The following is a 22647-nucleotide window of genomic DNA, read 5'->3' as shown; positions in this document are numbered from 1 at the left end:
TAGCTGATCTGATATACGTATGCTAAAGACCCGGCGTCTGCCGGGTCTTTTAACGGAAACTTATTGAACTATGTAACCTATTCCTTGAAAAATCATAAAGAATGAGGCACAGAATTATGATACAGACCACCTCTTTAAAACAAAAAGCAGGACAATTTTTTCATATTTTATTCCCAATCCTTGTTACACAAATAGCTTTATCCGCGATCACCTTCTTTGATACTAATATGTCCGGTAAATTCGGAACCGTCGATCTGGCAGGAGTTGCGATAGGAACTAGTCTTTGGATTCCAATCCAAACCGGTCTCAGCGGTATTCTTATGGGGATCACACCTATTGTTTCACAGCTCATCGGGAGCAAAAAAGATAAGGATGTTGCCTTTCAAGTCACACAAGGTATTTGGCTGTCACTGATTGTTTCGATCATCGTCTTGCTGATTGGCAGCTTTGCCTTGTCACCTATTCTTAATTTTATGAACTTGGAGCCTGGTGTAAGAGATGTTGCTTTCCGCTTCCTCAGTGCTATTTCGTTCGGAATTATCCCCCTGTTTGGATATACGGTACTTCGTAGCTGTATAGACGCTTTAGGACAAACACGCGTATCCATGTGTATTACACTAATAGCTTTGCCTGTAAATGTAGGTTTGAACTATTTGCTCATCTTCGGGAACTTCGGATTTCCTCGTCTCGGGGGTGTTGGTGCAGGCGTAGCTTCAGCCATTACCTATTGGGTTATATTTGCCGTTGCTCTACTGTTCATATATCGTTCTCAGGCCTTTGTAAATCTCAGATTATTCCGTAATTTCTACTTCATATCGTTAAACAGCATTAAAGATTTGCTCAAAATCGGAGTACCCATCGGTTTCTCGATTTTTTTCGAAACGGCTGTCTTTTCCGCTGTAACCTTGTTAATGAGCCGATTTGACACCGTAACAATTGCCGCGCATCAGGCAGCAATCAATTTTGCAACAACACTCTATATGATTCCGCTCAGTATTTGCATCAGCCTTACCATCCTCGTCGGCTTCGAGACCGGGTCTGGCAGACAAAAGGATGCACGCCAATATGCCATAATGGGTATCGGGCTGGCGGCAATCCTTTCGCTGGCCACAGCTTTATTACTCTTGTTTGCCGGAAATCATGTAGCTGGTCTATATTCAGATGAACCCGATGTCATCTCGTTGATTCAGCATTTCCTGATCTATGCAATCTTTTTTCAAATCTCAGATGCAATTGCTACACCTACTCAAGGGGCGCTTCGCGGATATAAGGATGTTAACCCAGCCTTTATCATTTGTTTTATTGCCTATTGGGTAATTGGCTTACCTACAGGTTATGTACTTGCAACTTATACAGATCTAGGAGCATTCGGCTACTGGATTGGTCTTATTACCGGTCTTGCCATCGGTGCGACCCTGCTATTGTCTCGGCTTATCAAAGTTCAACGGCGTTATGCCGCACAATACACACAGGAACAACCACAGAGTTAACGATCCATATTACACAAAAAAGGAACAGTGCGCATCTCGCAGCTGTTCCTTTTTATATATAGGGTCGCTAATTATTGGGAAAGACGGGAAGCCAGCTCGTACAGCTCCAGGTCAAAGCCCTTTTTCGTATTTACAACGAGATCAATATCCGTAAGGGTTAATTCACCTTTGATGATACCACAAGCCTTGTCGGATTCACCTTCGATTAGCTTACGTACGGCAAAATCGCCAAGACGGCTAGCCAGATTCCGGTCTCCAGGAGTTGGTGTTCCACCACGTTGGATATGTCCGAGTACAGTAACACGTGCATCCAGAGAAGCATGACGGTCTTTCAGAGCTTGAGCCACATCTTCACCTTTGCCAACGCCTTCGGCAACAATTACGATACTGTGACGTTTACCTCTGATAAAGTTATCGCGCATCCGGTCAGCAACTTCATTCAAATCATACGGCATTTCCGGCACAAGAATTGTTTCTGCTCCGGAAGCCAGTCCAGCATGCAGCGCGATATCGCCACAGTGGCGTCCCATAACCTCTACAATCGAAGAACGTTCATGGGAGGACATAGTGTCACGCAACTTGTTAATAGCGTCTACAACAACGCCAACCGCTGTATCAAACCCGATAGTGTAGTCTGTGAAGGAGATATCGTTATCAATCGTACCTGGCAAAGCCATAGTCTTGATACCAAGTTTACTTAATTTGTTAGCTCCTTTATAAGAACCATCTCCACCGATAACTACTAGACCATCGATACCCAGTTCATTAAGGATATCCGCGCCTTTTTGTTGTCCTTCCGGTTTCGTGAACTCCAGACATCTTGCAGACTGCAGAACAGTACCGCCACGTTGAATAATATCCCCTACACTGCGAAGATCCATTGGGAAAATATCGCGATTCAGCAGACCTTGATAACCACGTTGCACCCCAAATACCTCAATACCGAAATAAAGTGCGCTTCTTACAACCGCACGAACAGCGGCGTTCATTCCCTGTGAATCTCCACCACTAGTCAATACTGCGATTTTTTGAATTTTAGACATTCTGTTGTTCCTCCTTAAAATTGTGCGAAGCCTGATACATCTTATAAAAACAACTTCGCGACATGGTTACAAAAAGCGTTTGCGTATCCAACGGCTGTTAGCGAAGAAGAACAGTCTTGTAAGCGGACTGCCTTTCATCAGGCTTTTAGATACAGAGCGAACTTCCCGCTGTTCGCTAACTTTGGGATCAGATAAATAAAGTGCCAGCAATCCCTCAATCACCATACGATGCATCGAAGACTCTGGAAGATTACGAACATCCTTACGGGCCCACTCAACCATTGCAGCGATCCGACTCAGCATGGTATCCGTGTCATCATAATAATTGCAGAAATTAAGATCACCGCCTGCTCGGTCCTCTTCCTGATCAATCAGATAATCCAGCATAATGTGCAGACCACATACATGCGGAAAATACGCGGCTCGAATCGAAGCCGCAGAAGCTTGGTTCAGCTTCGGATCACATGCGGAAAGAAATAACATAAATACACCTAGTGTTGATCCCGTTGCAGCCGAAAACTCATTCCATTGCAGATGCGGCGCTCGACTGCCCTGTTCCTCCCACCACTCCTTCAGGGCTGTTTCCCTGAGTTCCGGGCGGATGTGCTTATACACTTGTAAATCTGTATAGAGCACAGCCAGTTCTCGAATCTCCGCTGCAGCAGCGGAATAACCTGGCAACAAAGAAATCATTTCTTGGCATTTACGAACCAGCCTGTACAAATATCCGCCGTCATTCTGTTCACTTCGAAGCGCATAATAATTACCTGGCTCAGCATTTGGATCAATAGCATCCAGCATAGATTGATGCAACAGCCTGAAATCTGCAGGATCAAGCGAAGTACTGCGATCACATAAGTTGTCCAGATAATCACTGATAGTTTGATAAGCAACAATTAGCGGAATCAGTATATGTTTCATCGATAAATTGCCGGCGGCATAAATACCACCGCCTATGCAATGAAACTCTTTAGTTTCAATGCTGGCAAGTGCTTGCTTCCGGAGCTCGGGATCGGGAATCCCGTTCGCATCTTGGCGCCAGAAATGGAGACATTCTCTCACTTCCGGCAGCACGTACTTATAGACCCTGTTCATAAGTCCCAGTGGACCACGCGGGCTAAGGTAACGGCCTTGCTCTAATTCACTCAATGACAGTGCCTCCACATTGTTGTCTCCTTATCCAAATCACCACTTATTATAATATGATCAGGCGTATTTGTACAAACAACAAAATCACTTTCGTAAAATCATGAAAGATTCAGAAATACAGCAGTTTTTAAAAACATCTCCCCATTGCTTTATGCTATACTAGGCATATTTCAATTTCGGAGGAGTGCAATCCATGTTTTCAAAACGGACCGGCAGCCTTTACAGTGATCAAAACTGGCTGCGTTCCTTTCTTTTTACCATATATGGTACCAGCGTCCTTGTAGTATCCTACTTTCCTTTATTCTACACACATTTAGGGTTTAGCAGTTCTCAGATAGGCTACTTGTATTCCCTCGGTCCCCTTATCTCCATCCTATCCAATCTATTCTGGAGTATGATAAGCGATAAGTTAGGCACCGTTCGAAAGATCATGTTCATACTACTTGCGGGTCAATTAGTAACTGGTCTTCTATTAGCCAGAGCGGCCGAATTTTCATCTGTCATGCTTATTTTGTCCTTCTTCTACTTCTTCTATTACCCAGTTTTTCCGCTTGCCGATACAATGGCTATCAAAGTTGCCGAAAGACACGGACGGAACTTCATTACCATTCGCGTTTTTGGCTCCTTAGGCTATTCTTTCTTTGCTCTAACCGTTGGCTATGCATTAAGAGCATTGGGCTCTACTTGGAGCTTGACCCTATGTATCATCATCATTATTGCTGCACTTTTAATTACCCTAGGTCTTAAGGATGTTAAAAGACCTGCTGTTATAGAAACAACGAATCAAGATAAGGACACAGCTGAAGCTGATAATAGCAAAAATGGACTTAAAGATATATTGTTGCAAAAAGAGGTGCTGTGGTTCTTCGGCTGTGTGTTTGTACTCGCGTTAGGCCATAGAATGAACGAAGCCTTTCTGACGATCAGTCTAAAACAACTAGGCGCAGGTGAGGAAATCATTGGCTGGGCATTGCTCGCGTCAGCTCTTAGTGAGATCCCTGTATTATTTATCCTCAGCAGATACGGCGACAAATTCAAAGAATTGCCCTTGCTGGCCTTGGGGAGTCTGATGTATGCTCTGCGTTTTCTTTTGATGTCCCTGGCGGATCATCCAGGCTCAATGATTGCCATTCAAGCCATGCACAGTATATCATTTGGTGTTTTTTATGTAACATCTGTCCGTTATATCACCCGGATTATCCCGGATCGCCTTCGGGCAACAGGTCTTGCCATTTTCACCGTCGTTTGGTCAAGTGCCTCTGGGCTGCTTAGCGGTACCTTTGGCGGCATTATTTATCAAGAGGCGGGGCGTTATATTTTTTATATAGTGGCTACGGGTTTCAGCTTGCTTGCTTTTGCAGGGTTTCTGGGACAGCATTTATTGAAATCCAACCTGGAGCCGATCAATTATTTCAGAAAAAAGAACAAAAAAGCCTCCCTATAATTAGGGTTGGTATTATTCCATAATACAAAGAGGTCGTTGCACTCCCCTTCAATGGAGTGCAACGACCTTTTTCATTTAGGAGAACATCTATAGTGGGCGTAAAAAAACACAGTTCCCGAAAGAACTGTGTTCTGTAAGTTGGTAACCACTCTTGCAAGGGCTTGCCAAGTAAATTATATATTTGTAGCAGACAGCTTAACTGTCCTGCTGTTTCTTATAATTTTACTACGTTTTCAGCTTGCGGTCCGCGACTACCATCAGTGATGTCGAATTCTACTTCTTGACCTTCGTCCAAAGTCTTGAATCCTTCACCTTGAATTGCTGAGAAGTGTACGAATACATCTTCGCCGCCTTCTACTTGAAGAAAACCATAACCTTTTTCTGCGTTAAACCATTTTACTGTACCTTTCAATTGAACAACCTCCTAAAAATAACCGCCATATATGGCGTATAACTATAGTATACTGCAATCTTCTGTTCAAATCAATCAAACCCAACCCTTAATATATGATTTAATTTGCTTTTCCCTTCTCCAGTGCGTTATCATTGAGCCAAAAGCCAAAAATCGCCAGGGTGGTAATGATAATGATCAAAAAACATGAAATATACAAAACAGACAAATGGAATATGATGACGGTAGAAGTTCAAGGCCGCTACATTGTACTCCGCGAAATTTCCGATCAATGGGGAGAAGAAACACATACCTTCCTGAGTCGTCCAGCGATGATGCAATGGGTGAATAACCGCTTCAACAAAGAATCTTATAAAGACAATGAAGAAGAGTACAAAAACATCATTGCAGCTTTCAAACAGGTATAACAGGAAATGAATAACGAAAATCTCACGATTTATGTTGTCCTAGTCCTCTGTCTAGGCGCAGTATTAATTATGACCAAGGATCGTGTCCCGCCGAAACTAAAGCGGGGTATGGCCATGGCTGCGGTCGTAATGATTCTGTTTGCTTTCATCTTTGTTATTTATAGCTTGTTGGCATAACTACCATATAAAGAAGACTAAATATTAATAATCAGGACTTAGCAGGACATAATAAGCTGACTCTACTTTTCAAAGAGGAGGACGTCATGCCTATTACACTCAAGTCCATCCCTCTTCTACTTGTGCTCAGCTTGCTACCGGGTGAAATATCATCCACAGTATTGCCGAGGGAGATTATGCCTACTACATCTCATCATTCTAGGAGGGTTTCTATGGAACAATTATTGAAGAGAAGTGAAGTACCTGCTGAGAATCGTTGGAAGCTTGAAGATATATTTGCCTCTCAGAAGGATTGGGATGCAGAATATGCTGAAGCTAAATCACTGATCAAAAAAGCTGCTGATTTCCAAGGTAAACTTGATTCCGCAGAAGCTGTGAAACAATGTTTTGAGCTGGATGACAAGCTGTCCGTCTCCACTGAGCGACTTTTTGTCTATGCTCATATGCGTCAGGATGAAGACACTGCTAATCCTGAATATCAAGCTTTGTCCTCCAAAGCGAAGAAGCTTGGGATCGAAGCAGGCGAAGCCTTTTCTTTTGTAACCCCAGAAATCTTGGCACTGCCTATTGAGAAGCTGGATCAATTTATTGCTGATCCTGAACTGTCCGCTTACACCTTCACTTTAAAAGAGATGAAACGTGAGAAAGCGCATGTATTGTCCAAGGCTGAGGAAGCTCTGCTTGCCCAAGTTGGAAACCTAGCACAAGCGCCTCAGAATATTTTTAGTATGCTGAACAACGCAGATCTGAAATTCCCTAAGATTAAAGATGAAGATGGCAAAGAGGTCGAGCTGACTCACGGCAACTATATCAAGTTCTTGGAAAGCTCCGATCGCGAGGTTCGCCGAAATGCTTTTAAAGCAGTCTATGACACCTATCGTAAGCAAAAAAACACCATCGCAGCAACGCTTAGCGCCAATGTGAACAAAAACGTCTTTTTCTCACACGTCCGCAAGTATCCATCTGTAATGGAAATGTCTCTTTACGGTGATAACATTCCAAAAGAGGTATACACCAACCTGATCGATACGATTCATGAGAGTCTTCCTTTAATGCACCGTTACATGAAGTTGCGTCAAAAGCTGCTTGGTGTGGATGAGTTACATATGTATGACCTATTTGCACCACTAGTAGATGAATATAAGCTGGATATCACGTACGAAGAAGCGAAGAAAATTACCAAAGAAGGCCTCAAACCGCTGGGTGAAGATTATCTGAATGTGCTGCAAAAAGGCTACGACAATGGCTGGATTGATGTCTATGAGAACGAGAATAAACGCTCTGGAGCTTACAGCTGGGGCCCTTATGGCACACACCCATACGTCCTGCTGAACCATAACGATAATCTGAACAGTATGTTTACTCTGGCACATGAGATGGGTCATGCTCTACACTCTTATTTTTCAGACAACGCTCTGAACTATCGGGATGCACAGTATACCATTTTCCTTGCAGAGGTTGCTTCGACTACCAATGAAGCTTTGCTTATGGATTATCTACTCAAAAAGTCTACAGATCCTAAGGAAAAAATGTATCTGCTCACCTACTATGCCGATCAGTTCCGGACAACGATTTTCCGGCAAACAATGTTCGCAGAATTTGAAAAGATCATTCATCAGCGTGTTGAAGAGGGCGATTCGCTTACCCCTCAAGATCTTTCAAGTATCTACTACGACCTGAATGTCAAATACTACGGCAAAGAAATGGTTGTAGATCAGGATATCGAGATGGAATGGGCACGAATTCCGCATTTCTATAACAGCTTCTATGTTTACAAATATGCAACAGGCTTCTCGGCAGCGACTAGCTTTGCCAAACAAATCCTTGAAGAAGGTAAACCGGCGGTAGATCGTTACCTCGGCTTCCTGAAGAGCGGTGGCAGTGATTACTCCATCAATATTTTGTCAAAAGCAGGCGTTGACATGTCGTCTCCTGAGCCGATTCGCGAAGCGATGAGTGTGTTCGAAAGTGTTATCGAGCAAATGGAACAGTTGACCAAATAAGGCAGAGAGCTTAGTATTACATTAATCCCTTGCCCTATCTGGGCAGGGGATTTTATATTGTTATATCCCCCTGAGGAGGAAGAATTCAATGAGAATTCAATGGTCACTAATTGCGGGTCTAATCTTCGCGCTGCTAACCGCCATATTCGCAGTCATCAACGTTGATCCCGTTCAAGTCAATTTCGGTTTTGATGTGGTTAATATACCACTTATACTCGTTATTCTTGGCTGCGCGTTAATTGGCGGAATCATCGTGGGCTCTTACGGCATTTTTCGTCAATACAAACTACAAAAGCAAATTAAAAGCTTAACTGCTGAGCTTACCAAGCTTCGTGATGCCGACACTTCACTGGATTCTTTTAACACAGACAATGATGGCTTAACAGGAGGGCTTAACTAATGATTACCATTCAACCTAATGAAGACTACATACTTTCCATCCTAAAAAAATTACTCGACACCCCCAGCCCAAGCGGTTTCACCGCACAGGTAATGACACTAGTTGCTGAAGAAGCAGCTGCGCTGAACGTACCTTTAAGCTGGAATGAAAAAGGCGGCGTAATTCTTAACGTCCCTGGCCTAGATCCCTCTCGTACTATTGGCATCAGCGCTCACGTGGATACACTTGGTGCCATGGTCCGCTCGATTAAAGCTAATGGTACACTGCGTCTGACCTCTGTGGGTGGCTTCGCCATGCACAGCATTGAGAATGAATACTGCACGATCCATACCCGTAGCGGCAAAACTTATACAGGAACCATCTTAACCAGCCATCCATCTGTTCACGTATATCCAGACGCTCGTGACTTCAAACGATCAGAGGAGAACATGGAAGTACGTATTGATGAGCTGGTATCTTCTAAAGAAGACGTACTCAAGCTTGGCATTTCCGTCGGAGATTTCATCTCTTTCGATGCACGTGCAGTGATTACGCCTAGCGGCTACATTAAATCCCGTCATTTAGATGACAAAGCAAGCGTGGCTGCCCTTCTCGGATTGCTGGAAAGTATTAAACGTGAAGGCTGGAAACCTCTCCACAACCTTTCTTTCCTCATCTCTAACTACGAGGAAGTGGGACATGGTACAGCTTGGATTCCTGGTGAAATCAATGAAATGATTGCCGTCGATATGGGCGCCATGGGTGATGATCTCAGCTGTAAAGAAACCGATGTATCCATCTGTGCAAAAGACTCTTCCGGCCCTTACGATTATGTTATGACAGGTCGTTTGATTGAACTGGCAGAAGCACTCGCAATTCCTTATGCCGTTGATATTTATCCTATGTACGGCTCCGATGCTTCCGCAGCGCTCAGAGGCGGAAACAATATCCGTGCAGCATTGATTGGCCCAGGTGTACATGCCTCCCACTCCATGGAACGTACGCATAAGCAAGCTGTAGTGAACACTGCTAAGCTTCTCGCTGCTTATGTGGGGACAAACTGAGGGTAGCTCTGGCAAGCTGAACCAGCTCTGGAGGCGCAGACAGGGACTTATCGTCTCACTTCTGGTGTTATTGATAGTGGGGTTAGCGCTATCGTTGTTTCTGGTATTTAGAAATCACAAGGAAGATCCCTTTAAAGGTCTTCCTCACGCCTATAGCTTTTTGGAAACAGTGAGTACAGATAACGTGCAGCTCTATATGATGTCACTTTCACCTGAAGATATTAAGCTCAGGGCCGCGGGTGTCCCTTTACGGCAAGTTAATGCATATGGGATTAACGGTGGTTTTTTCTATCAAGATGCGCTTTTATCCATGGCTATCATGAATGATACTCCAGTCAACGGAGCCCAGAAGGGTTATGGGTCTGGCTGGTTCAATGCTAAATACGCACGTGGAACCCTTGTCTGGGATGGTGCCAGCCGTAGCTTCTCCGTACAGGTTGTCTCTTCTGGAGAAGAATTGAAGATTACTGATCGCCAGCATTATTTTGCGCAAGGTGGCATTAGTATGAATCTGGGACACGAAGACTTATGGGAAGCGGCAGTAGCTGAAGAGCATCTTCCTTACGCTGATGAGAAACGCCTGCGCTCAGGCATGGTGTATGACAACACAGGAAAGCTCTGGCTGATTGTTACCCCAACGCTCTCAACAGCGGCAGAGTTCCGTTCAGCGATCCTCCAGACAGTTCCTGCTAAGGGTCTGGAAGGCATCTTCTTGGACGGAGATGGCTCTTCCCAGATGAATGCGAAGGAAATCATTGTACCCGGCGATTCTCGGTCTGTAGTACAAATGATTGCTGTGGACGGAACGAAATAAATAAGTAGAAAAATAAAAGAGTAGAATTCTCCAATTAGTGGAGGATCCTACTCTTTTTTTGTTTATTGGTGGTTCACTTGTTCTTCAACAGACACTGCCGGAATTTCCGGTGGTCATCACTTTCGGCTGGTGCTTACGGACCCAGAAGGCGTTATTCGCAAATTATTAGCCTTTGGAGCATTCTTTCGGACCCAAGCGACGTTATTCACGCAAAAAAGGAACGTATTGGGTGCTTTTAGTGTCAATAGCGACTGTGGTGTCCGTTAACATTCCAAATGGGTTATAATGCTGCGTTTAAGGTTAGCTGTGTCCGGGTAGTGATTTGTAAGAATCACTGTGATTTAAAAGCCAGCCTCAATCCCAGACTTGCTCCAGTTTATCTGAATAATAAGAAATGGCCTTACTGTAACTTCTTATCCCTTCATCCGCAGAGGTTTCTGCCAACAGCTTAAGCAGCAGTTCCATCGCTTGACTATGCTCTCCAAGATTGTGCAAGGTCATGGCTAGGAACGCCGGAAATTCCTTATTCTCCGGGTACTCCTGAACAGCCTGCATCAGAAGACCTTTTGACTTCTCGTATTCTCTGAGTGTCCGGTAGGTGCTGCCCAGTCCCAATAGAGCGCCAACTCTCTGCTCAGAAGGTAATCCTAACGCCAAGCTTTTCTCATAAAAGGGTACTGCCGCCCGCTCCAAACCCAGCACATCATGCGTCCAGGCCAATTGATATAGAAGTTCAGCGTCCCCAGCATTCTGCTCATATAGCTCAAACAGCATCATTTTGGCTTCTTCCGCTTTACCAGCGTTGCGTAGGGCTACGGCAGCTTTAAGTTTATCTTCCACACAGAGCCCTCCCCTATTTTCATTCAAAGCCATCCAACGGGTTTAAGCCTTACCAGCGATTTTCTCCGCAAGCTCGTTCAGATAGGTCCAGCGTTCCATAAGACGCTCCAGCTCTGCTTCGGCTAGGCGTTGCTCCTCTACTAGCTCCTGCAGCCTTCCAGAGTCAGCAAAAGCCGCCTCCATCTGTACACTAATATCCGTCAAACGTTGCTCTGCAAGCTCAATTTGCTCATCAATGCCCTCATATTCACGCTGTTCCTTGAAGCTGAATTTGAGTTTTGTTTTGGGAGTCGTTGAAGCTGCAGGGTTGCTGGCAGTGTCCGCGGCCTCTTTTTGCTTTGAGCTTCCTTCTTTGTTCGGTTCTCCAATGCGTGACGGTACATTTTTGGCCAGCCATTCTTCATATTCCGTATAATCTCCAACATGAATCCGGATATCGCCATTTTCAAAAGCAATCAGCTTATCTATCGTACGGTCCAAGAAATAACGGTCATGGGATACGGTAAAGACGACACCCGGAAATTCATCCAGATAATCTTCCAAAACAGCCAATGTGCCGATATCCAAATCGTTCGTAGGTTCATCCAAAAGCAATACGTTAGGTGCTCCCATCAATACACGAAGCAGATACAAGCGCCTTTTTTCGCCACCAGACAGCTTGGAGATCGGTGTCCACTGCATCGCAGGAGGGAACAAGAAGCGTTCCAGCATTTGACCAGCCGTAATCACACTGCCGTCTGCTGTCCGTATCACTTCTGCTTCTTCCTTCACGTATTCAATGGCACGCATACTGTCATCCATATCCTGATGCTCTTGTGTAAAGTAACCAAGCTTAACCGTAGCGCCAAGCTGAACTTCACCTTTATCGGGTTGCAGCTGACCTGCAATCATATTTAAGAGTGTTGATTTGCCGCTGCCGTTCGGGCCGACGATGCCCACTCTATCCTGGGGTACAGCGATATAGCTGAGATCTTTGATTAGCTGACGACCATCCAACGCTTTCGACAGGTCATTAATTTCAATGATCTTGCGACCTAAACGTGTAGAAGCCACAGAGATATCCAATGAACCGTTCGAGCTGCTTCCCGTACTCTCTTTCAGCTTCTCGAAGCGGTCGATTCTTGCCTTCTGTTTTGTTGAACGGGCTTTGGCACCGCGACGAATCCAAGCCAGCTCTGTACGCAACAGATTCTTACGCTTCTGTTCGGCAGAGGCTTCTCGTTCTTCTCGATCGGCTTTAAGCTCTAGAAACCGTGAATAGTTAGCTTCATAACGATAAAGCTGGCCACCATCTAGCTCTAGCATGACACTAGCCACACGCTCCAGGAAGTAACGATCATGCGTCACCATCAAAAGAGCGCCGCGCCGTTTCTGCAAATATTGCTCCAACCAAGCCACGGAATCCGTATCAATATGGTTGGTAGGCTCATCAAGAATCAGCAGTTCAGAGGGGGTAATCAGTGCAGCTGCCAGAGCCACACGTTTACGTTGTCCACCAGAAAGTGTGTCCATTAACGCATCAAACTTTAAGATGCCTAGCTTGGTAAGCACGCTTTTGGCTTCACTCTCCAAATGCCATGTTCCCGCAGCGTCGATCGCCTGCCCAATCTTTACTAGTTTTCCTTCCAGTTCAGCATTACCAGGCTGCTGTTCAAGCTGGGACATAGTCTCCATATACTCACGCATGGTAGCAAGGTCTGGATCATCCCCGGCGAACACTTGCTGCAAAACTGTATTCATAGGATCATAAGGAGGATTCTGCGCCAAATATTGTACTCTTACATTATTCCCGATGGCAATTTGTCCACCATCCGGAGTATCCAGACCGGCAATAATCCGTAAAAAGGTTGATTTACCCGTTCCATTCACACCGATCAAGCCAATTTTATCCCGATCGTCCATACCAAATGAAGCGTCGCTAAAGAGTACTTTCTCGCCATAACTCTTGGAAAGATGTTCCACGGTCATAATATTCATGCTATTTCCTCGCTTGCCTTATATTTTCATAAAACCGGCCCGCATCTAACCAATGCTATTTATCCGGTCTATCATCCTATCCAAAATTCAGGTGATCATGGCCCCTCTAATAAAAAGACCAGCAGCGAAATCAGCGCGTTTATACGCGTCCTCCTCCGTAAAAGACGGATCAAATAAAATATCCATCTTCAAACGATCCAGCATCCCTATGTAGGACTGTGCCATAAGCTCAGGCTCGGATGCTCCACCTTCTAATAATACCTTGACCACATCTTGCATGTACTGCTCCATAAATTGAGTCATATACGCCACTAATTCAGGATTATTGTTAGGGGCACGGAAAAAGAGCTTCGTATGCCGCTTGCGTTCATAATAATAATTCAGGTGATGTTTAGCAATGATCGACAGTTTACCGGCCAAAGTATCACTAGCCTTCAGCCTTTCCTGTAATTGCAGGAGAAATCCCTCACAATCGCGGCGAGTCACTGCCATGAATAATTCTTCCTTGCTCTTGAAGTATAAATAAACGGTGCCCTTTGCTATCCCGGCTTGCTCCGCCACTTCCGACATCTTCGTTTCGTAAAATCCACCTGAACCGAAGAGCTCGTATGCGGCATCCAGAATAGCAGTATGTTTTTGATTGGATGTGCTACTCATCGGTCCCTCCCTAAACTGTGCCGTTCAAAGCTTAAATTCAAATGCTAAATGATCATGCTCAGCAGTAAGGCTGCCGCACCTCCTAGGATAGAGCTGATGGCATTGACTGCGTCATTGCTCATCCACTTCCAGCCTCTTGCGTGTACAGCTGGAGCCCCACAATGCTGTGAGCCTTCCACTTCGCGGCCGCATACGGTACAGCGGTTCATCTGCTGCACGGTTGCACCAAGGATAGAGTCGGCAAAGGCGCCGACTAATCCTCCGGCAAGTCCTGCTAGGGTAAGCAGCACGAAAGAGTGATCCGGCATGCCGGATATCATACGCAGCAGCCAAGCTGACGCACCGATGAGTGCGCCTCCTGCTGCCGCCGCCAGCGTACCCAAGCTGGATACACCACCCGAAGCTCCGGCAGGAAGAACTTTACCCGTAAGGACAGAACGAGGCGGTTTCTTGCTCAGTGTTCCGATCTCCGTAGCCCATGTATCCGAGGTTACTGTAGCCATTACACCAATAAATAGGAACCCCCACAGCTCATGCGGGAAGATCGCATTCAGAAGAACCAGAACCATGCCAAGTCCACCGTTAGCAAAGACCTGCCCGGCATCGCGGCGGCCCGTCTTAGCATACGTCAGCTCTAATTCTGCTTTATTATCATGATGAAGTTTGGACAGCAGGCTTGAAGTGATGAAGAAGATCAGCAATATCCCAAACCAAAAAGCATTTCCGGCTCCAAAATAAATAGTGCCCATCACTACCGCGGCAATCATGCCAGAGAGACTTAAAGACTGCTTCCAATATGCCGCTCCCGCAACAATCAAAGCGCCTAAAGCGCCAATAACCCACTGCATAGATTCATCTCCAACAGATCTATTAACCGATCAGGCAAGTCCCCATCAGCTTGTCGCCCCAGTACAGCTCGAAAGCGTCGCCAGCTACAGTAGGACCCACGCCTGCCGGAGTACCTGTAAATATCACATCGTCTTTCCCTAACCCGTAGCGCTCGGCGATAAAATCAACAATTTTTTGAAGTGAAAAAATCATGTTTTTAACATTGCCGCGTTGTACTTCCACCCCATTTTTCACCACTGTAAAATCAGTTCCCTCCAGCTCTTCCTTATCTGGAAACGCTATGTAAGGGGTGAGTGGTGCGGCATTTTTAAAGCCTTTAGCTGGCGTCCACGGCAAACCTTTCTTCTGCAGATCATTATGCACATCACGCAGCGTGAAATCCAGTCCCAGTGCCATTACATCTACCAGATCCTCCACGCTCATGCCTGGTGTATAATCACGTGCAATACGCAGTACAAGTTCACCTTCATAATGAATCTGACCCGCATCCTTTGGCAGCTTAATTACTGCTTTATCGAGGGAAACAGCCGCATGTGAGGGCTTCATGAAGATGAGCGGCTCCACGGGCACATTGTTACCCAATTCCTCCGCGTGTAGCTTGTAGTTGCGTCCAACACAATATAGATTATTAACAGCAGCGCACATAAACAGTCAGCTCTCTTTCCCATCGATTTGGATTATTTATACCTTCAGAAAGGTGTCGCCCCATATATCCGGGCGGTTTGTACAGATCATTATATCAGAATGCATGTCGGCTAAGCGACGCATCTCTTTCGCTTTGTTCACAGTCCAAGCCATAATTTCCACCCCACGCTCGGACAAAAGCTTAGCCAGTCTAGGATTCAGACGCGAGAAGCTAATCGAAAGTAAAGAGCAATCCAGTTCATGCAGCCTGCGTGCAGGATTGCCAAATCTGGAATCAAAGATCAATCCGGTGCGAAAACGGGGATCAATTTCCTTGACTTTTTTTAATGCTCCAGTATCAAAAGAGGTCAAGATCACGTCGTCCCGCATACCTTTTGCAGAAATAAGATCCGTCACCGTCTTCTCAATGCCAGGATACATATCTCCCACTGTTTTCAGTTCAATATTCAGATGCAATCTTCCGGAGGCTAGTGACAGCACCTCTTCCAAAGAAGGCACCCGCTCGCCCTGAAAAGAACGCCCTTTCCAACTCCCCGCATCCAGACGCCGGATATATTCCCAGTCCATGTTCTTCACCTTGCCATGACCATTGGTCGTCCGGTCCAACGTATAATCATGAATGACAACAGGAACGCCGTCTTTGGAGAGCTGGACATCAATTTCCATCCAGTGCACATAGGGCATGGCAATCGCCATCCGAATGGCTGCCAATGTATTCTCTGGAGCTTTACCGGAAAACCCTCGATGGGCTACACACAAATTGTTCATCATAAGGACCTCCCAGGAACCCTATTTGGTAACTTGAGTGACTTTACCGTCGCTACCGATCTTTACCCGTCCTGCGGATAGAGCTTCTACTCTTTTTAACAAAAGCTTTCCATCCACTTCGTTCATCGGCACAGGCTGTGCTAGCTCGGCTTTCATAGGCTTCAGCTTTAAGGAGCATTGACCTTTTACACTACATTCCGCCTGAAAAACCGCAGTTTCCCAAGTGGCAGGCACTGTAGATCTCGTAAAAATAAAATTCCCGGTGCTGTAGGCAATCCATTTGCCCTTGTATGGCTCCACGCCTTGCAGCACGTGTGGATGGCCGCCAATGACAAGATCGGCTCCTGCATCGATAAAGCTATGGCCCAGTGACTGTTGCGTTTTATCATATTGTTCTACCCGTTCTTTACCCCAATGGACAACTACGACCACCAAATCGGCTTTCTTTTTGGCTGCAGCAATTGCCTTCAATCCCTCTGCACTATCGTATACGGAGGCAAGCCCCGGCTTATTTTTTCCTGCCATCCAATCCGACGCAGGAATCACCCGGGTGAATCCCAGCAAAGCGATCTTAATGCCTTTACGTTCAAAATATTGCGCCGAATATGCTTCTTTACTGTTAAGCCCCGCACCCACATAAGGAATTCCTCTTTCAGCAAGGTGGTTAAGGGTATCCCGCAAGCCTTGCTCTCCTTGATCAAGCGTGTGATTATTCGCCATATTTACTGCGTCCACACCAGCTGACTTAAGCGCATCCAGAGCGAGTGGTGATCCTTTGAATACAAATTGCTTATTAGTGGCACTTACGCCACCTGTGGTCACTGGAGTTTCCAGATTCAAGATCGTAAGATCATCTTTCTTGAACAGACCCTCCAATGCGGCATACGAATAATCATAACCTTTCTTCTCCAGCAGTTCTCCAGCTTTCCCGGAAAATATAACATCTCCACCAAAATTCAAAGTTACCGTCTTACCAGACGCGTTATCATCTGACGGCAGACCAGACAATGCATCATTATTTGCTGCTTCCGAGCTGTCCTCATCCTTCGCAGGGGTCGCTGTCGCTTCAGGAGCTTGTGTTTCAATAATCTCTTCGGGCTCCTCCTGCGCTGTAGGCGTTGGCTCTGGAGTTGCCGTAGGAGAAGGGCTTGGCGTCTCTGTAGCTTCAGGCGTTGCAACTGCAACCACCGGAGGTGCTGTCTGAGGCTGATCACTACTCTCTGGTATAGGCGTAGCTGTCGCTTCTGCTACCGGAGGCGGTGTGGCGCTTTTCTTGTCAGGGTCATTCGTAAAGCTATAAGTCAATAACACGGTAATCATCAAAAGAAGACCTGCATTGATCCAAGCCCAGGCCGTTCTGCGCTTGCGTTTGCTCTTATGTTTGTTCTTTTGTCTAGAACGCGATCGCGGCGGATACATGGTTTCTGTGATCTCCTCTACTCTCAAATTGTTTTTATTATAGCATATCTATCACAGCACCCTACAAATAAGAGAGTCGATAGAAATAGAAAATTTTACTAACTAAAGAAAAACAGTGAAGCGCCTCATGCTTCGCTTCACTGTTTTATTTAGTCATCGTACTCACATTTCATTCATTAGCTGTTTAGCAACGCTTTCCGCAATAAGCTTGGACTGCTTGATGCAATCCGGCATTGCTATGCCATTAAATCCGGCGCCAATGACATACACACCAGGAAGCGAAGCCGCTAATTCTTTGCGGAATTCGGTAATATTATCAAGATGTCCTATAGGATACTGAGGCATGGAATGCTCTAAGCGGGTGATTTCCGTAAATATTGGATTCGCAGTAATGCCCATGATCTCTCGCAAATCTTTAAGCACAAGCTCCGTCAAAGCCTCATCAGGCAGCTGAACATTCTGTTCATCACCAGAACGACCCACATAACAGCGCAAAAGCACCTTATCATCAGGAGCCGTATGCGGCCATTTCGTAGATGTCCATGTGCAGGCAGTAATATTTCGCCCTTCTTTACGAGGCACAAAAAAACCTGATCCATCATATTCGTTAACAATATCCTTTTTGTTAAAAGCCATGACTAGATTCGCTACTGAAACATAATCCACCGCTTCCAGCGCCGTAACCTCCATATGGGGACGAAGTAAGTCAGCAGCCGAAAAGTTAGGCGTAGTGATATATACATCATCTGCAAGCAACCGTTCGCCATTCTCCAGCTCTACCTCATAAATAGAAGGACTCCCAACAGCCTGAATAGAAACTACGTTAGATTCCGTCCGTTGTTCTACATCATGTAGCTCATAAATCAGACTATGCACGAGGCTTTGCAGCCCTTTGCGGAACGTCAGGAAGGTACTCTGTGTAGTACCTTCCTGTACCTTTTTATTCTTTCGCCCTGTGCGCATTCCACGAATAAGGCTGCCATACTGTTGTTCTAATTGTCCAAATTGCGGAAAAGTAGCATGCAGGCTAATTTTTTGTATATCTCCGGCGTACATGCCAGAGAGGAGTGGCTCGGTTAAGTTCTCCAGCACTTCAGACCCTAGACGGCGCTCAATAAGCTCACCAAGCGATTCGTCTTCATCATTACGCCGCGGAGGAAGAATAAAATCCATCATCGCACGTATTTTACCCCCAAACGAAACTAACCCACTTGATAAAAAAGGTTTCAGTTCGGTAGGGATACCGAGTACAAGACCGTTTGGCAAAGGATTAAGCTTGTCCCGCTGCAAGATATATCGCTTCTTAGCAAGAGGGTTAGTGGATACCAGCTCGTGATCCAATTCCAGTTCCTTAGCCAGCTCGCACATCTCCGCCCTTTCCGCCAGAAATGAATCCGGTCCCTTTTCAATCACAAAACCATCGCGATGTAAGGTTTCAATCTTTCCACCGAGGTTTTTCTCTTTCTCAAGCAAGACAATATCAGGCTTAATACCCGCTTCTTTATAAAATTTACGAATATAAAAGGCGGCGCTGAGTCCGCTCAGCCCTCCGCCTATGATAACAATTTTTCTTGTGGGGCCAATCATGATTGAGCGGCCTTCATCTGCTCCAGTCGTTTACGAATTACATCGCTCAATACAGACATATATGCGGGATCACTATTCAGTGAGTCAATCCGCATAAGACGCATATCAAGCTCTGCAGCTACGGCTGTTGCCTCAATATCGAGATCGTACAGTACCTCTAAATGATCGGATACGAATCCGATAGGGGCCACCAATACGTATTCCACCTGTTCTTTACTAAGCTGTTGCAGCGTGTCCAGAATATCTGGACCAAGCCACGGTTCAGCTGTGCGGCCAGCACTTTGCCAAGTAAACTGCCAGTTGGTTATGCCTGCTTGAGCTGCAATTGCCTGCGAAGTTTCCAGCAGCTGATCCCGATATGGATCACCCATAGCCAGAATACGTTCTGGAAGACTATGAGCGCTGAATAATACGCGAATCTCATCACGGGTCGCGCCTGCTTCAATATATTGATCCAGCTTCGCCGACACTCTTTGGCTTAACACATCAATCAATTCAGGATGCATATGGTAACTCTCTACAAAACCCATGTCAATCTTGCATGCATCAGCCTTTTCCTGCGCACGCTTGATGTAGCTCCCTACACTCATACTGGAATAGTGTGGCGCCAAAACAATACCCACTGCTTGAGTAATGCCATCCTTCGCCATAGCCTCCACGCCGTCCTCAATAAAGGGACTGGCATGCTTCAAGCCTTGATAGCAGACAAATTCAACATCCGCTCCCGCTTTATCCGCATTTAATGCTGCTTGTAAAGCTTCTACTTGCCGGTCTGTATTCTCCCGCAGTGGGAATACCCCCCCGACGATTGCTTCATAACGGTCGGTTAACTCTTTAAGCTGCTCCGCTGTTGGCGGATTCCCCCGTCTAATATGCGTGTAATAAGCTTTAACATCTTCTAGGCTCTTAGGAGTGCCATACGACATGACGAGAACACCTATTTTTACTGTCACGGATTCCGTCCCCTTTACAATTTAATAGCGTGGAACATATAAATTCTTATATTTTTACGAACGTTGCTTAGCCGTTTCTTGTAATACTTCCTGAGAATAAGTGTGAATATACTCCGTCAATTCTCTAAGTTTGTCTAATGAGGCCTCCGGGAATAATCCATGGCCCAGATTGAAGATATAACCTGGCTCAAGCACACCTTCATCGATCAGTGCTTTCGCGCGTTCTTTCAAGAGGTCCATCGGAGCTGTAAGCAAATATGGATCAAGATTTCCTTGAATCGCAAATTTATTGCCTATTCTGCGTCGGCCTTCAGTCAAGCTAACTCGCCAATCCAGCCCGATTACGTCTGCTTGAAGTTTCGTAAGACTTGGCAGCAATTCTCCAGAGCTTACGCCAGGAAAGTATATTTTAGGTACATCAAGATCAGATAATTCGGAAAAAATACGAGAAACCGTCGGCAGCACGTATGTTTCAAAATCGCGTGGAGCAAGCGCACCAACCCAACTGTCGAACAATTGGAAGGCTTTGCCTCCACTCCGCACATGACTTCGGAGGTAAGTGATAATCATATCGCCCAGCTTGTCCATCAGCATTTCCCAGACACGGGGTTCACTGTACATTAGCTCTTTCGTACGGATATATCCTTTGGAAGGTCTACCTTCGATCAAATAGCTGGCAATTGTAAACGGCGCGCCTGCAAAAGTGATCAAAGGAACGTCCAGTTCCTTATCCAGAATAGCAATCGTTTCCAAAATGTGGCTCAGATCACCCTCCACATCAATGGGTTTTAGTCTCTCCACATCAGCTGCACTACGGATCGGATTCTCAATCACTGGACCGATATCCTTAACGATATCGAATTTCACTCCGATTGAAGCAACTGGATTCATAATGTCGGAATACAAAATGGCCGCATCCACACCCAGCTTGCGAACGGGCATCATGGTTACTTCTGCCGCCAGCTCAGGCTGCTTGCAGATTTCAAGCAACGAATACTTTTCCTTAATTTTACGGTACTCGGGATCATAACGGCCGGCCTGCCGCATGTACCATACGGGAACGTGCTCCGTGTCCTGCTTTCTGCAGGCGCGGATAAAAGTGTCATTGTAGGTCATGATAAGATCTCCATTATATTTTATTAGATTTTTTTAATCGGCATATCTACTATTATGCCCTTTTTAAAAGCTTGTAACAACTAATACGAAGAGTTTGGAATGACAATCCTATGACATTACTATGACATGTGTTGCACACATGAAGCTGCAAAAAATGATATACTGATAAAATGGCATTTTTTCCGTGAATCATATATTCTCTGAAATTCTTTGAAAGGATGTGAAAGCACTATGAAGAAATGGGAGACCTGGAAGGTCAACCTCTTAGTGCTTTGGTTCGGGCAATTTTTGGTGAATGCTGGAATGACAATGATTACACCCTTCCTGACCTTGTACCTTGCGAAGGATCTTGGTGTCCAGGGTGAACATGAAATTGGAATCTGGGCGGGACTTATTTTTGCCGCAAACTTCTTAACCTCTTTCATATTCCAGCCATTATGGGGCAAGCTTGCAGACAAATATGGACGTAAAATCATGTTGCTGCGTTCCAGCTTTGGCATGGCTATTGTCATGGTATTAATGGGCTTCGCACAATCCCCTTTACAGCTGCTCCTGCTCCGTCTCTTAAATGGTACAATCTCTGGCTTCAATCCCGCCTCCATCGCACTGGTGTCAGGTACTACCCCCAAAGAACGTATGGGCTTCTCCATGGGATTGATGCAATCAGGATCTGTAGCAGGGACAATTCTAGGGCCACTGATTGGTGGCTTACTTGCCGATTTAATCGGATTTCGGCCGATTTTTTATGTCGTTGGAGCCTTGCTCTTTATCGCCTCTCTGCTGGCATTATTTCTTGTTAAAGAAAAATTCGACCGCGCCGAAGCCGCACAAGAGCCACAGGTTTCTGTACTCGCAGGCTTGAAGGAATTAATCAAAATTCCTCAGCTTCCAGCTCTATTCGGTGTAACCTTTCTGCTGCAATTTGCAATGATTAGTCCTATGGCCTTGTTGCCACTTTATGTAGAAAAATTAAATGGACCCGCTGAGAATATAGCCTTCTTGGCCGGGATGGTCAGTGCCGTTACAGGGATCTCCAATATGCTGGCTTCTCCCTTGCTTGGGAAGCTAAGTGACAAAGTCGGCGCACATCGTATTCTGACCTATGCGTTAATTGGCGCTTCACTCTTCCTAATTCCGCAGGCATTCGTAACTAGTGTCTGGCAGCTGATTATAGTCCGTTTCCTAATGGGAGTCTTCATGGGCGGACTGTTGCCCAGCGTTAATGCGCTTATCCGCTCCTATACCCCTGACGGAAAAGAAAGCCGCGCATTCGGCTTCAACAGCAGTACATTGGCGCTAGGCAATATGCTGGGAGCTATCTTGGGCGGCTTTCTATCAGGTTACATCGGAATTGAGGGGCTCTTCATTATATCCGGCTGCTTGCTGCTGGTTAATACGATTTGGGTTCGATTGAAGCTGTACAAAGTAACAACACCGCGGTTATTTCGCTAATC

At 45.6% G+C, this 22647-nt stretch carries 22 protein-coding genes; 9 read left to right on the top strand and 13 right to left on the bottom strand.

Annotated features, from left to right (window positions below):
- Positions 1-116 precede the first annotated feature (116 nt).
- Positions 117-1490, top strand: coding sequence for an MATE family efflux transporter (locus MKY54_RS10970; RefSeq protein ID WP_076125117.1), 1374 nt, complete (start codon positions 117-119; stop codon positions 1488-1490).
- Between the two features lie 71 nt (positions 1491-1561).
- Here the strand turns inward: MKY54_RS10970 and pfkA are convergent, their stop codons facing one another.
- Together pfkA and MKY54_RS10960 are read right to left on the bottom strand one after the other, a co-directional pair.
- Complete coding sequence (gene pfkA, locus MKY54_RS10965) at positions 1562-2533, bottom strand: 6-phosphofructokinase (RefSeq protein ID WP_036689277.1); 972 nt, start codon at positions 2531-2533, stop codon at positions 1562-1564.
- 66 nt (positions 2534-2599) lie between these two features.
- Entirely contained in the window at positions 2600-3682 is a 1083-nt protein-coding gene (locus tag MKY54_RS10960; RefSeq protein ID WP_036689648.1) for a tetraprenyl-beta-curcumene synthase family protein, read from the bottom strand.
- A 193-nt stretch (positions 3683-3875) separates the two neighbouring features.
- Here MKY54_RS10960 and MKY54_RS10955 point away from each other — a divergent pair, with 193 nt between their 5' ends.
- Positions 3876-5126, top strand: a complete 1251-nt coding sequence (locus tag MKY54_RS10955) for an MFS transporter (protein ID WP_076125115.1) — start codon at positions 3876-3878, stop codon at positions 5124-5126.
- Positions 5127-5340: 214 nt separating this feature from the next.
- Here MKY54_RS10955 and MKY54_RS10950 read toward each other — a convergent pair whose 3' ends face one another.
- The gene (locus MKY54_RS10950) at positions 5341-5538 is read right to left on the bottom strand and encodes a cold shock domain-containing protein (RefSeq protein ID WP_036689272.1); all 198 of its coding nucleotides are present in this window, start codon (positions 5536-5538) and stop codon (positions 5341-5343) included.
- Between the two features lie 173 nt (positions 5539-5711).
- On the opposite strand from MKY54_RS10950, the gene MKY54_RS10945 reads away from it, so the two are divergent.
- From MKY54_RS10945 to MKY54_RS10920, 6 genes are all read left to right on the top strand, one after another.
- Positions 5712-5945, top strand: coding sequence for a hypothetical protein (locus MKY54_RS10945; protein WP_036689271.1), 234 nt, complete (start codon positions 5712-5714; stop codon positions 5943-5945).
- A gap of 6 nt (positions 5946-5951) precedes the next feature.
- Complete coding sequence (locus MKY54_RS10940; protein WP_036689267.1) at positions 5952-6122, top strand: hypothetical protein; 171 nt, start codon at positions 5952-5954, stop codon at positions 6120-6122.
- 212 nt (positions 6123-6334) lie between these two features.
- Positions 6335-8125, top strand: a complete 1791-nt coding sequence (pepF, locus tag MKY54_RS10935; RefSeq protein WP_076125113.1) for an oligoendopeptidase F — start codon at positions 6335-6337, stop codon at positions 8123-8125.
- 88 nt (positions 8126-8213) lie between these two features.
- Positions 8214-8525 carry a lipopolysaccharide assembly protein LapA domain-containing protein gene (locus MKY54_RS10930; protein WP_042126298.1) on the top strand — a complete coding sequence of 104 codons (312 nt, stop codon included), beginning with the start codon at positions 8214-8216 and terminating at the stop codon, positions 8523-8525.
- Positions 8526-8527: 2 nt separating this feature from the next.
- On the top strand, positions 8528-9568 hold the full coding sequence (locus tag MKY54_RS10925; RefSeq protein ID WP_076184364.1) for a M42 family metallopeptidase: 1041 nt from the start codon (positions 8528-8530) through the stop codon (positions 9566-9568).
- On the top strand, positions 9552-10382 hold the full coding sequence (locus MKY54_RS10920; RefSeq protein WP_076184353.1) for a hypothetical protein: 831 nt from the start codon (positions 9552-9554) through the stop codon (positions 10380-10382). The genes MKY54_RS10925 and MKY54_RS10920 overlap by 17 nt, the downstream gene beginning before the upstream one ends.
- Positions 10383-10736: 354 nt before the next feature.
- Here MKY54_RS10920 and MKY54_RS10915 read toward each other — a convergent pair whose 3' ends face one another.
- From MKY54_RS10915 to hemE, 10 genes are all read right to left on the bottom strand, one after another.
- The gene (locus MKY54_RS10915) at positions 10737-11222 is read right to left on the bottom strand and encodes a tetratricopeptide repeat protein (protein ID WP_254848719.1); all 486 of its coding nucleotides are present in this window, start codon (positions 11220-11222) and stop codon (positions 10737-10739) included.
- Positions 11223-11264: 42 nt separating this feature from the next.
- Positions 11265-13199 (bottom strand): ABC-F family ATP-binding cassette domain-containing protein, encoded by a 1935-nt coding sequence (locus tag MKY54_RS10910; RefSeq protein ID WP_076125106.1) that lies wholly within the window; start codon positions 13197-13199, stop codon positions 11265-11267.
- An 87-nt stretch (positions 13200-13286) separates the two neighbouring features.
- The gene (locus MKY54_RS10905; protein ID WP_036689257.1) at positions 13287-13856 is read right to left on the bottom strand and encodes a TetR/AcrR family transcriptional regulator; all 570 of its coding nucleotides are present in this window, start codon (positions 13854-13856) and stop codon (positions 13287-13289) included.
- A 44-nt stretch (positions 13857-13900) separates the two neighbouring features.
- Positions 13901-14704: a DUF92 domain-containing protein gene (locus MKY54_RS10900; RefSeq protein ID WP_036689254.1), complete on the bottom strand. Its 804-nt coding sequence runs from the start codon at positions 14702-14704 to the stop codon at positions 13901-13903.
- Positions 14705-14726: 22 nt separating this feature from the next.
- On the bottom strand, positions 14727-15350 hold the full coding sequence (locus MKY54_RS10895) for a fumarylacetoacetate hydrolase family protein (protein WP_036689251.1): 624 nt from the start codon (positions 15348-15350) through the stop codon (positions 14727-14729).
- Positions 15351-15386: 36 nt separating this feature from the next.
- Complete coding sequence (locus tag MKY54_RS10890; RefSeq protein ID WP_256718962.1) at positions 15387-16121, bottom strand: glycerophosphodiester phosphodiesterase family protein; 735 nt, start codon at positions 16119-16121, stop codon at positions 15387-15389.
- An 18-nt stretch (positions 16122-16139) separates the two neighbouring features.
- Positions 16140-17537 (bottom strand): CapA family protein, encoded by a 1398-nt coding sequence (locus MKY54_RS10885; RefSeq protein WP_339190454.1) that lies wholly within the window; start codon positions 17535-17537, stop codon positions 16140-16142.
- A 162-nt stretch (positions 17538-17699) separates the two neighbouring features.
- Positions 17700-19124, bottom strand: a complete 1425-nt coding sequence (hemG, locus tag MKY54_RS10880) for a protoporphyrinogen oxidase (RefSeq protein ID WP_339190452.1) — start codon at positions 19122-19124, stop codon at positions 17700-17702.
- On the bottom strand, positions 19121-20077 hold the full coding sequence (hemH, locus tag MKY54_RS10875; protein ID WP_076191329.1) for a ferrochelatase: 957 nt from the start codon (positions 20075-20077) through the stop codon (positions 19121-19123). The genes hemG and hemH overlap by 4 nt, the downstream gene beginning before the upstream one ends.
- Positions 20078-20131: 54 nt before the next feature.
- On the bottom strand, positions 20132-21193 hold the full coding sequence (hemE, locus tag MKY54_RS10870; RefSeq protein ID WP_339190451.1) for a uroporphyrinogen decarboxylase: 1062 nt from the start codon (positions 21191-21193) through the stop codon (positions 20132-20134).
- A gap of 231 nt (positions 21194-21424) precedes the next feature.
- Here hemE and MKY54_RS10865 point away from each other — a divergent pair, with 231 nt between their 5' ends.
- Entirely contained in the window at positions 21425-22645 is a 1221-nt protein-coding gene (locus MKY54_RS10865; RefSeq protein WP_038569803.1) for an MFS transporter, read from the top strand.
- Positions 22646-22647 lie beyond the last annotated feature (2 nt).

The organism is Paenibacillus sp. FSL P2-0121 (assembly GCF_037975345.1).
Lineage (GTDB): Bacteria > Bacillota > Bacilli > Paenibacillales > Paenibacillaceae > Paenibacillus_AQ > Paenibacillus_AQ odorifer.
The sequence above is the reverse complement of the archived record's forward strand: the minus strand, read 5'-3'. Positions and strand labels throughout refer to the sequence as shown.